Annotated in this window: 8 protein-coding genes and 1 tRNA gene; 3 read left to right on the top strand and 6 right to left on the bottom strand. The window is 42.5% G+C overall.

The features are described from left to right. The first annotated feature begins 157 nt into the window (after positions 1 to 157). Positions 158 to 1564, top strand: a complete 1407-nt coding sequence (locus tag L6E24_RS06255) for a collagen binding domain-containing protein (RefSeq protein WP_257743842.1) — start codon at positions 158 to 160, stop codon at positions 1562 to 1564. A gap of 236 nt (positions 1565 to 1800) precedes the next feature. Beyond that, complete coding sequence (locus L6E24_RS06250; RefSeq protein ID WP_257743841.1) at positions 1801 to 4848, top strand: VWA domain-containing protein; 3048 nt, start codon at positions 1801 to 1803, stop codon at positions 4846 to 4848. 36 nt (positions 4849 to 4884) lie between these two features. Here L6E24_RS06250 and L6E24_RS06245 read toward each other — a convergent pair. From L6E24_RS06245 to L6E24_RS06230, 4 genes are all read right to left on the bottom strand, one after another. After that, positions 4885 to 4956: transfer RNA gene (locus L6E24_RS06245), tRNA-Arg, on the bottom strand. Positions 4957 to 5194: 238 nt separating this feature from the next. Beyond that, positions 5195 to 5629 (bottom strand): ACT domain-containing protein, encoded by a 435-nt coding sequence (locus L6E24_RS06240; RefSeq protein WP_257743840.1) that lies wholly within the window; start codon positions 5627 to 5629, stop codon positions 5195 to 5197. Continuing rightward, the gene (locus tag L6E24_RS06235; protein ID WP_257743839.1) at positions 5629 to 6930 is read right to left on the bottom strand and encodes a phenylacetate--CoA ligase family protein; all 1302 of its coding nucleotides are present in this window, start codon (positions 6928 to 6930) and stop codon (positions 5629 to 5631) included. The genes L6E24_RS06240 and L6E24_RS06235 overlap by 1 nt, the downstream gene beginning before the upstream one ends. Continuing rightward, complete coding sequence (locus L6E24_RS06230) at positions 6927 to 8219, bottom strand: phenylacetate--CoA ligase family protein (protein ID WP_257743838.1); 1293 nt, start codon at positions 8217 to 8219, stop codon at positions 6927 to 6929. The genes L6E24_RS06235 and L6E24_RS06230 overlap by 4 nt, the downstream gene beginning before the upstream one ends. Positions 8220 to 8405: 186 nt before the next feature. Here L6E24_RS06230 and L6E24_RS06225 point away from each other — a divergent pair, with 186 nt between their 5' ends. Continuing rightward, positions 8406 to 9206 (top strand): basic amino acid ABC transporter substrate-binding protein, encoded by an 801-nt coding sequence (locus L6E24_RS06225; protein WP_257743837.1) that lies wholly within the window; start codon positions 8406 to 8408, stop codon positions 9204 to 9206. Positions 9207 to 9345: 139 nt separating this feature from the next. Here the strand turns inward: L6E24_RS06225 and L6E24_RS06220 are convergent, their stop codons facing one another. Both L6E24_RS06220 and L6E24_RS06215 read right to left on the bottom strand, forming a co-directional pair. Then, complete coding sequence (locus L6E24_RS06220) at positions 9346 to 9708, bottom strand: response regulator (RefSeq protein ID WP_257743836.1); 363 nt, start codon at positions 9706 to 9708, stop codon at positions 9346 to 9348. Between the two features lie 19 nt (positions 9709 to 9727). Then, a complete protein-coding gene (locus L6E24_RS06215; RefSeq protein ID WP_257743835.1) occupies positions 9728 to 11422 on the bottom strand; it encodes a CHASE4 domain-containing protein in 1695 nt (564 codons plus the stop codon). Between the last annotated feature and the right edge of the window lie 130 nt (positions 11423 to 11552).

The following is an 11552-nucleotide window of genomic DNA, read 5'->3' as shown; positions in this document are numbered from 1 at the left end:
AATTGAAGGCTTTTTTTATGCTCTAATGAACAATAATCTGAGTCTAAATAACTGCTCCGGCAGGTATTTGATCAAATACCTTGGCAACGACTGCCGGATATCACATACGGGAATTACAACCCGCATATTTAAAAATATAAAGATAGAATAGTTTTTCATGATTCTCCGCCGGATAATTGCCCTGGCATTAATACTAACAACCCTCTGCTGCATAGTTCAGGCCACAACCCTGACAATTACTGCAAGGGATGAATTTGACCAGACATCTGTTGAAGGTGCATCGGTTTACATAAACGGTGCATATGTCGGAAGTACGGACAGTGATGGCCAGTTCACATACTCGCACTCCTTTTCTGACTCACTCAGAGTAGGTATTGAAAAAAGCGGCTATAAATATTTAAATGATCTCATCTCCGGCTCAAAGACCTCTTTCTTTGCGGAGATGATACGAGAAGAAGGAATACTCTCAATAAATGTCCTTGATGCCGACACCCTTGAAGCACTCTCAGGTGCGGTGGTGAAGATCTCCGGCACCGGAACTGAGGACAGCGAGGCAACGGACTCATCCGGAGAAGTAGTATTTGAAGTGCCCCTCCAGTCAGTTTATGTTCTGGAAATCCAGCTGCCAAGGTATGATACCACACAGAAGACCGTTGAGATGGACCAGAGCACAAAAAAGGTGGACTATCTCCTCAAAAGAAATGACATCATTGTCTTTCAGGTAAAAGAAGCTGAAAACGGACTCCCACTTCCGGGCACATCAGTATATGTCGAAGAGATACTCCAGGGCACAACAGGAAGCGATGGCAGACTTACCACATATATCGAACATGAAAGAACCTATGATATCAGAATCCAGAAAGATGAATATCAGGTATTTGAAGAGAGCCACTTCTTTGGAAGTGATGAAGTGATCTATCCTGTAACACTCTCAAAGTCATTATATCCAATTACACTCTCAGTATATGATACTGAAAAACGCCCCGTAGAATTTGCTGAAATTTACATAGATACAGATTATTTCGGCAAATCCGACACATATGGACGATCCGGCGTTACAAATCTTATCGCCGGAAAACACTCATTTGAGGTCAGAAAGGCCGGCTATGAAGACTGGTACAATGAATACACAATAGACGGTACAGATGACAATATAATTGCAGTAATAGAATACGGCAAATCGGATGTCACAATATTTGTTGAAGATGGTGATCATAAAGCAGTCTCCGGTGCGGTTGTGAAGTCAAAGAACAGCACAATTGGTGTGACTGATTCATCCGGAAAGATAACCACACAACTTCTCTCAGGTCAGGACTATACATTTGATATAACCTGCAAAGGTTACAAAGATACTGCAATCACAAAAAATGTGCCAAAGGGCAGTACTGAGATGGAGATCATCCTGACAATTGAAAAAGAGACTGACATAATTTTCATAGGCGGAATGGCACTGCTGATAATAATTATCTGTGCAGCGGTATTTCTTGTCCTGAAGAAATTATCAGGATCTAAAAAAGGTGGTTCGAGGGGAAGATCCGGCCGGAAGGGCGGCGGCAACCTCTGATCTGATCTTCCGGAAAAATAATTATGTCCTGAAATTAGGGGTTTTTATTGGTCCTGATTCCGGTATAATGCCAACTGGTCATTCTTCCGGTTATGACCCCTGCACAATTGCAGGGAAATATTATTTGGTTTTTTCAGAGAAATATATTATTTTTTTCAGTCTGAATTATATCCAAAAGATATATCTTCTGAAATTGCATATTTTTACCCATCTGAATGATCAGCGGATGAGAGATTATGAAATTCATTACTATATTTATTTTTCTGATATTAGCCTCTCTGTTATGTGGTGTCTCTGCGGCACTTGAGGAATCTGAAGTAGATATTACACCTGACAGCCAGTGGATAACTGCCGGTGGAGGAGCTGCTGAAATAACAGTTGAGATTAATAATCTGAGTGTTTCTGTATCTTCGGTAGAGTTTTACTGCACCCAGCCGGAAATTTATGGTGAACCGGGTGTTACCTCTGACTCCTCCTCTCCCTACTCAACAACATTTACCACTACCAAAAGCGGAGAAGCGTCTATTGTTGCGGAGGTAAACTATACAGTTGATGATTCTGAATATTCTCTCTCTAAAATAATAACTCTGAATGTTGATCATTCCGTTACTGAAAGCATATCGTACTTACATTATGATTATGAATCTGAAGTCGGAAGTGAAACAGATATTTCTGTACGGATACAGGATGCCTATGGAAATATTATCGACAGTAAGAGGGAAGATGCTGAGGGCGGGAATCCGGAAGAGATAACATTTTCATCCTCCGGAGATACTTCGGGGTTCTGGAACGGTCTTGATTATTCAGAGGATACAATTACAGAAACAGTAGGTTCAGACGGTCTTGTAACTGTAACATTTCTCATATCCATAACTCCGGGTGAGAACCTTATCAATATTGAACCACCTGAACCTGTAAGTCAGGATCTTATTGTGATAAACGGAATTTCAACAGCTCCGCCTGCAATAATTGAATCTGCTGTCAGTCCACATGCAGCAGATCCCCCTTATGTTCCCGCAGACGGAGAGACTCCGTTTACAATTACATATTTTCTGTATGATGTCTTTGGCAATCCTTCCGGAAACAGAACGGTTCTCATAAGTTCATCAGATCCTACCGAAGAGGACTTTACTTTACGATCTAACTCTGCCGGCAGAATTAGTGTTACGTATGGTCCAAAAAGCCAGAAGGGATTGTTTACACTGACTGCAACATCTACAGACAATTCAAGTGCATCAGTCAGCGACGACCTCCTTTTTGACAGCACAGAACCTGTCAATATGCTCCTGACTGCAAATCCGGAGACTATGCCGAGTGTGGATGTACTTCCTGATTCAAAGTCACGTATCCGTGCAAAGGTTGTTGATGAGAGAGGAAATCCGGTGAAGAGCGAAGTAGTGTCATTCTTACTTGAAGATAAGACATATCCTGCGTACCAGACTGAAGATCCTCAGCTTCTTCAGGCAAGTGCTGTAACTGATGAGGACGGACAGGCAATAGTTGAATTTATACCCGGAGAATTTGAGACTGACTGGTCATCTCCAAACTATAACGAACTTGCTGAGGCAAACTGCACAGTTACGGCCCAGTGGAATAATGTAAGCCGGACAATAAAAGTTGAGTGGAAGAATTATCCGTATATAAGTGTCACAACTCTGGCAGAACCTGAGACTGTGGCAGTGAATGGCACTCTTGATGTGAGTGTGAGCATATACGGTGACGGCTATGAACTGACTCCCGATCCGATTGATGTTATGGTCTCGGTTGACCGTTCCGGCAGTATGTTAAAGGATTATCCGGACAGGATGGTTTCGGCTATGTCTGCTTTAAAAACATTCAATTCAGAGATGTCTGAAGGGCGTGATCAGGTTGGAATTACCTCATTTGGGGTTTCCGGATCGTCTAATATCTATTACTACGGTTATGATTACTGGGCCGGCCGTGATGACAGAAGTTCAGATGATGGATCATACATAAGTTTACATTATCCCGGAAACGGGAGATATTACAGTAGTTATGCAACAACTGATCTCTCGCTGACTCTGGATCATTCAGATTTTGAGACTGAAGTGGACAGAATTGTCCCGATGAGTGGTACTCCGATGAGGAAGGGGTTGTACCTTGCTATAAAGGAACTTGTTGATAATGGAAGGGCAGATGCAGTAAAGGGTGTAATTCTCCTATCCGATGGTGATTACAATTACTATGGCGATCCGCTTGCAAGGGGTTATGCCGGTTATTACTATTATTATGGACATAAATATTATTATTACAGCCCCACAGACTACGACACCCTGACTGAGAACTATTATCCGTTTTCAGGTCTCACTTCGGCAGAGCAGAATCTTACAGTATATGCAAATAATAATAATGTCACAATATATTCAATTGCTTTCAGTGATGGTATTTCATCCGGCGGAAAAGACGTTCTCGAAAAAATTGCGGAATGCACAGGCGGTGAATATTACTATGCACCCACAGGTGATGAACTGCAGGCCATATATACAAGCATTGCCGGAGAACTTAAAGTCGAAGCCGGAGTTAATACAACGATGCAGCTTGTATTTGACAATATTGAACTGAACAATGTGACTGTTCAGAATACAGAGGAAGATCCTGTTGTTGACTACGTCTATCTGGATGGTGTCTCAACAACCATTCAGTCGTGGAATTCATCAGGCGTAATAACGCCGTTTCATACTATTGATGATACTTCAGACTGGGAGGACGATCAGAATCTGGATTTCAATGTCGGAACAATAAGGCTTGGCCAGCACTGGGAGACCAGCTTCAGGCTGAAGGTTATGAAGAGCGGCAACCTGAATATATTCGGTCCGGGTTCAACAATAACCTTCAACAACGGAACAGATTACCTCTCCCTTCCGATCACATATGTCACGGCAGTGGCTGACCTGAATTCAACAGGAGTCACCTTCACCGAACTGGATATAAAGGAACTATCAGTTACATCCGGAGATATTGTAACTGACAGGTTTGACCTGGGATGGAAGGTCAATTATTCCGGCACTGAACAGGTAAATCACAGAATATATTACCTCCGCGAGGGTGACGGCATCTGGCTGCCGTATAAGACACTTAACGGATTATCAGGGCCGCTGAATGACTATGTAAAGAGTGAAACCATCAATGTATATGGCTTTCCCTCCGGAAATTATCAGTTCAGGGTAATAGCAACCGCGATTGATGCAGCCGATGATCCGGAAACTGTTCCGGTGGCGATAGGTGTGGCCTCCGGAAATGTGTCATATATAAAAATAGAATGATGTTCAATAATTAAATTATTTAAAATAAATTTTTAGCGGACCCAGCGGGAATCGAACCCGCGTCTTTGGGTTCGAAGCCCAAAAGGATATCCTCTACCCTATGGGTCCGGGAAAGCGCCATAAAGTTTCTTTAAATATTCCTGATTACTGCTGTAACCGGAATTACCTTAACTAATATGATTTAATCTCTGTTATATTTTGGCTTTACCACCCGGAATAAAACTCCGGGAGTCAATTCCTGTCAATTACTCCGGCGGGCCGGATAAGGGATAAAAAAATTAATCCCAGAATTTCCGGCTGAACTATTATTTTTATTATTGCCGGATCTCTTCCATAATCTCTGTTCTCAGGCAAACATCTCTGATTTAAGGAGATTTGCCCCGTTATCCAGGAGGCGCTGCACTGCCTCTTCTGCCTGGTCCACACGAAGGATCAGAACCGCAGCTTCCTTTCCGGAATAAGCATACGAATACTCAATATTAATCTCACTCTTAGCAAGAATATTTGCAATCTCATACAGCCCGCCGGGGACATCGTGCATGCTCACCGCAATTACGTCTGTAAATGAGACCATAAATCCAATGTTCACAAGTTTGTCAAGTGCGTCTTTTGGCCTGTCAACCAAAACCCTGACAACACCAAAACCCTTTGCCTCTGCAATTGAAAAGGCGAATATATTGATCTCCTCCTCTTCCATTGCCTTTGCAATTGCTGCAAGTCTTCCCGGTCTGTTCTCAGAAAATACGGAAATCTGTTTTATTATATAATCCTCGGTTTTCATTACATAACCCTCCTGTCAGTTACTCTCTTAGCCTTTCCTTCAAATCTTGGGAGTGCACCCGGCGCAACCAGTTCAATGCCAACACCGACATTGAGCTGATTTTTCAGCAGATGCGAGACCTTGTTTCGTATGTCCATTATATCAGATAATTTATCTGAGAAAGAATCCGGATTTAACTCAACCTGCACAAGCATAGTGTCAAGTGCACCTTTCCGGTCAACAACAATCCTGAAATGTCCCGATACTTCAGGAATTCCAAGCAGTGCGTGCTCTACCTGTGACGGGAATACATTGATGCCCCGTATAATCAGCATGTCATCCACACGGCCCTGAATCCGCTCAATCCTCGGATGCGTCCTGCCGCATGGGCAGACGGATTCATCAATAGATGTAATATCGCCTATTCTGAACCTAATCATGGGCAGTGCCTCCTTCTGAAGAATTGTCATCACAAGTTCGCCCTTCTCCCCGGAAGGAAGCTGCTCTCCGGTATCCGGATCGATGATCTCAGTATATGCAATGTCACCCCAGATGTGAATCCCGTTCTGCTCCGAACATTCGGTGAACATCGGGCCTGAAAGTTCAGATGTGCCGTAGATGTTGTATGCCGAAATTCCCATCTGCTCCTGCATTCTCCGGCGCATTGCCTCAGACCAGGGTTCTGCTCCGAGAACTGCCGTTTTAAGGTCAGTATCATTCTTTATTGATATGCCCATCTTCTCAGCAGTCTCACCGAGGTGAACCATATATGATGGTGTGCAGGCGATAGCCGTCACAGAGAGGTCCTGCATCAGTTCAATCTGCCTCTCCGTATTGCCGACACTTGTCGGGACAACTGTTGCACCGATCTTTTCTGCGCCGTAATGCAGGCCAAGCCCGCCTGTGAAGAGACCGTACCCATATGATACCTGCATGACATCGCCTCTTCCAAGCCCTGCCGCAGTGAGCGACCGTGCAAGTGAGTTTGTCCAGATCTCAAGGTCTTTCTGTGTATATCCGACCACTGTCGGCTTACCTGTTGTGCCTGAAGAGACATGGTACCGTACAAGTTCATCCTGCGGAGCTGTGAAAATTTTGTTCGGGTAATTGTCCCTTAGGTCACTCTTGTACATAAACGGCAGTTTTGTAATGTCTGCCAGTGAGTTTATATCATCCGGATGAACCTTCTGCTCATCCATTCTCCGGTGATAAAACTCTGAAAAACTGTAAAGACGGTAAACAAGCGTTTTAAGATGGCGGTACTGAAGCTTTTTCAGCTCTTCTGCCGGCATTTCCTCAATTCTTGGGTCCCAGATTTTCATATCTTGTCGCCTCTCTTATCAATGACTCTCTTTGCCTTTCCTTCAAAACGGGGCAGTGATTCAGGTTCGACAAGGTTCACGCCCGTCCTTATATTCAGTGTTTCCCTTAACTGATGAACTATCTTTCTCTGGATATTTTCAAGGTCTGAGAGTTCACCGCTGAAATACTCTCTTTTTATCTCAGTGTCAATGGTCATCTCATCAAGGTGGTTTACCCTGTCAACATAGACCATAAACTGATCACCTACTTCCGGAAGTGACCTTAGCACATGCTCAATCTGAGACGGGAAGATGTTAATTCCACGAATTACCAGCATATCATCACTTCTTCCTGTGATCCTTGCAATGCGGTCCCCTCTCCCGCAGGGGCATTCGTCATCAATGATATGTGTGATGTCCCCTGTTCTGTATCTTATAAGTGGCATTGCCTCTTTTACCAGCGGAGTTACAACAAGTTCGCCCTTCTCTCCGGGTGCCAGACTCTCGCCTGTCTCAGGATCGATTATCTCAATTAAGTATGAGTCATGCCAGAAATGAAGGCCGTCCTTTTCCGGACATTCAAATGCAGCGCCCGGACCATACATCTCACTCATGCCATATGAATCATATGCAGTGACACCGAGTTTATCCTCAAGTGTCTTTCTCATATTTTCAGACCACGGCTCAGCACCGAACATTCCGGTTTTAAAGCTCTCAAGCTCTGTTCCCATCTGCTCTGCAACCTCGGCGAGATGGAGCGCATAACCTGGGGTGCAGTGCAGTGCAGTTACACCAAAGTCATCAATCATCTCAATCTGGCGCTTGGTGTTGCCTGTGCCGCTTGGAATTACTGTCATACCGACTTTTTCCGCACCGTAGTGAAATCCAAGTCCGCCTGTAAACAGGCCGTAGTTCACTGCATTCTGGAATGTATCCTCATCTGTAAGGCCGACCATTGTCATATTCCTGGCAATGAGTTCAGACCAGTTGTCAAGGTCCTTTCTGGTATATCCGACTACAGTCGGTTTTCCGGTAGTGCCGGATGTGGTATGTATCCGTACAATCTCTTTTTTAGGGACAGCAAAAAATCCGAACGGATATCCGGACTGCAAATCTTTCTTTGTTGTAAAAGGAAGCTTTACAATATCTTCTTTCCTTTTAATGTCGTCTGCATGAATTCCTGCCTCATTCAGGAGTTTTTTGTAAAATGGAACTTTTTGTGCCTGTTTTACCGTCCAGCGAAGTCGTTTTGCCTGGAGGTTGTCAAGGTCATCTCCTCTGAGCGTCTCCATCTCTTTGTTCCAGTACATGTCTATAGTATGTTATGCTTTAGCATGGCATGAATATTTTGTTATCCGGAGATATTCTGCATTGCTTAACTCTTATTTTCACAAATCTGCACATAATTTTCTGTAATTATGGTGGTGCGGTTATCAGGTCCTTTTCTGTGGGTAAGATTCATAACCGATATATTCTTATCTGCCCTAAATTTCATTATGGACAGAAAGCTTACTGCTGTGTTTATGCTCGCGCTTGCTGTAATGACGGTTGCCATTGCAGGCTGCACCGGGGCGGATGAGACAGTCCCTGTTGTAGAGAAAGTGACAATCATCGATGTCAAGTACATTGTCGGAATTGATGGTGAATATCCTCCTTACTCATATATTGACAAAGACGGAAACCCTACAGGTTTTGATGTTGAGTCAATTGAGTGGATCGCAGATAAGAAAGGATTCGATGTTGAAGTTCAGCCAATGGCGTGGGACGGCATTATTCCTGCACTTCAGGCTGGAAAGATTGACATGGTCTATTCCGGAATGACCATAAATGAAGAGAGACTTGAGAAAGTAAACTTTTCAAAGCCATATTGGGTTGCAAACCAGGCAGTTGCAGTAAGAGCAGACTCTGAAATAACACTTGATGACTATAAGGCCGGAAAGGTCGTATGTGGTGCACAGAGAGGTTCAACAGCAGCAGAATGGATTGAAACAAACCTTATTGAGACAGAACTTATGCCAAAGGACAATCTGAAGCTCTATGACAACTTCCCGCTTGCGATTGCAGATCTTGAGAACAAGAGAATTGATGCAGCAATGTATGATACTCCGGTTGTAAAAGACATTATTGCTGAGAAGGATGATGTTGTTATGCTCGGTACAATTCAGACTGATGAAGAGTACGGAATTGCTGTCAGAAAGGACGATGTAAGGCTTCTTAACACACTTAATGACGGCCTTGACATGCTTATGGCAGACCCGTACTGGGATGAACTTATTGAGAAATACAAACTTGCCTGAGACATTCAGGTAATATTAAACTATTTTTTAGATTTTACGGTTATTTCTGAAAAGATTCCGGTTTTACAGCCGGAATTATATTTGGGATCCTGGAGAAGATCCGGATATTTTCTGATTTCCCGATTTCCCGATTTTCCTGTTAAACATATTTTGAGATGTATCTAATCAGATCTTTTATTTCGAAGGGTTTTTTAAGAAACTCTGAGTTGCTGATCCCTTCAGCCCTCTTCACTGTGGCTGCCTCAGTACTTGCCGATGCAAATATTATCGGGACATCGATCCCTTTCTTCCTGATTTTCTCAGCAGCAGTAATTCCGTCGCCTTCTCCGGCAAGGCGTATATCCATCAGGATCAAATCAGGTCTCTCCGATATTGCGGCCTGATATGCCTCCCTGCATGAAATTACAGGGCCTATGCTTTCATAACCCAGAACTTCGGTGACGACCGTTCTTATAAACTCTCCAATCAGGTCTTCATCCTCGACAATAAGAATCAGTGCCATTTCAATCACATTTCCTGATTTATTTTTTATCTCCGGCTGTATCTGTCAGTGAGATCACCCAGCATGTCCCGGCCTCAGACCCGATATTTTTCATTGTTCCTGACAGCTGTTTTGTAATAATATTTCTGGCAAAATTAATTCCAAAGCTGAACTCTCCACTGCCTGATTCATCTAATCCTGATCCGTCATCCTTTATACTTATTCTAAGTCCGGAATTTTTCTTCTCAAGTTCAATACCTATATTGCCCCTTCCTTCACCAAAAGCATGTTCGGTTGAGTTTTTGATCAGTTCATAAATGGCTGTGCTGAGAGGTATTGCATATGAGAGATCAGTTTCAAATTCATCGCCTGTTATCTGAACAGATATCTTCTCCCTCTTCTCTTCGGGCAGACCTTCCATGATAAGGTTTGTTAAGTCAAAGAGATGACTCTTAAAGAAAAGGGTTTTTCTCTCCTCTTTTCTGTAGAGGTCATCATGGATCATTCCGAGATATTTGATCCTTCCGGTTGCATCATTTATCACTTCAAGTGCCTCTGGATCTCTTATCTTCAGTGACTTGATTCCAAGAAGGCTTATTATATACTGAAGGTTGTTTTTAACCCCGTGGTGAAGTTCTGCAATCAGTTCTGATTTTTTCAGCAGGGTTTTGTTTAATTCAGTGTTCTTATCCTCAAGATGCTGTACATTTGTCTGAATAGTATCAAGCAAAATGTTTGCAGAATCTGATATTAATGAGATTTCATCATCATGCTCATCTTTAAGACGTGATTTATAATCTTTTGTATTTGCTATCCTTTTCAGTTCAGAAGATACAGATTCAAGTCTTCTGGTGAACAATGCTTCGAATATGACGTTTAGCAGTATAGTAACTGCTGCTGAGAGGAGAAGTGCAAATCCGGTAAAGAATACCATTGTTTCAAGACCAAGACCGAATAATTCCCTCTTATCGGTTACTGTTAATTCTGCAACAGGTAATCCATTGATGTCATATATCAGTGATTTGGCATAGATTTCATCCTCATTTGAGCTGTATGAAATAACGCGGGATATTTTATCGTAAATTTCAGTGTTTTTATTGTTCAAATCCGGAATTTTCGTTACTTCAAGGTTAATATTGATCTCATCTGAAATGCCGGTTATATATTCTCTGGATACTTCCCTTGCCATTACAAGATTTCCTTTTGGTATTCCGTCAACATTGCTCGTTAAAACAGGGTTTATGGCCACAATATAGAGTTCTCCGTCTGCCTGAATAAATCCTGAGACACTTCCCTGACTTTTTGGGTTTACTATTGCATCCAGCTCTGTGAGGGAATTTATGAGTCCTTCAGGAATGTCAGTGAACTCTTCTTCATCCAGATTATAGTATTCACCGTAAAAAAAGCTGTCATTGAGATCGAAATAAAGGATTGAATTGATATTGAGAGTATAAAATGTTGACTCAACAAAATTCTCTTCGATGAATTCCGGGTTTTTGTCATCCATAAAATAGTATGAGGAATCCCAGAACGCCCAGTCTTTGTCTATATTGTCAATATTGGTTATTTTATAAAAAATATAGTTCTCTGCCCTTTCTGAATTATCTATGGCCTCATGTTCTTCAATATTAAATAGACCGTTAAGAACTATTATGTATGAGCCGGCAATAAGACCCAAAACAAGTATTGAGGCTACAATAAGGGTGAGCAGGTTAATTTTTGTTTTGATCTTCATTACAATCCCTTTCTTCAGATACTTGCCAGATAAATCAGAAGGTGAAGTATGTCAGGGTTGATCCTGTTAAATTAACCATCTGAATGATCTGCCCGTATATAGAGATTTTTTTAATGGTTAAAATAATGAG

This window comes from Methanoplanus endosymbiosus, assembly GCF_024662215.1.
Taxonomy (GTDB): domain Archaea; phylum Halobacteriota; class Methanomicrobia; order Methanomicrobiales; family Methanomicrobiaceae; genus Methanoplanus; species Methanoplanus endosymbiosus.
The sequence above is the reverse complement of the archived record's forward strand: the minus strand, read 5'-3'. Positions and strand labels throughout refer to the sequence as shown.

Coding starts and splice junctions, on each gene's coding strand:
- L6E24_RS06220 (WP_257743836.1), bottom strand. CDS start 9,708: ATGGCACTGATTCTTATTGTCGAGGATGAAGACCTGATTGGAGAGTTT.
- L6E24_RS06250 (WP_257743841.1), top strand. CDS start 1,801: ATGAAATTCATTACTATATTTATTTTTCTGATATTAGCCTCTCTGTTA.
- L6E24_RS06235 (WP_257743839.1), bottom strand. CDS start 6,930: ATGAAAATCTGGGACCCAAGAATTGAGGAAATGCCGGCAGAAGAGCTG.
- L6E24_RS06240 (WP_257743840.1), bottom strand. CDS start 5,629: ATGAAAACCGAGGATTATATAATAAAACAGATTTCCGTATTTTCTGAG.
- L6E24_RS06255 (WP_257743842.1), top strand. CDS start 158: ATGATTCTCCGCCGGATAATTGCCCTGGCATTAATACTAACAACCCTC.
- L6E24_RS06230 (WP_257743838.1), bottom strand. CDS start 8,219: ATGTACTGGAACAAAGAGATGGAGACGCTCAGAGGAGATGACCTTGAC.
- L6E24_RS06215 (WP_257743835.1), bottom strand. CDS start 11,422: ATGAAGATCAAAACAAAAATTAACCTGCTCACCCTTATTGTAGCCTCA.
- L6E24_RS06225 (WP_257743837.1), top strand. CDS start 8,406: ATGGACAGAAAGCTTACTGCTGTGTTTATGCTCGCGCTTGCTGTAATG.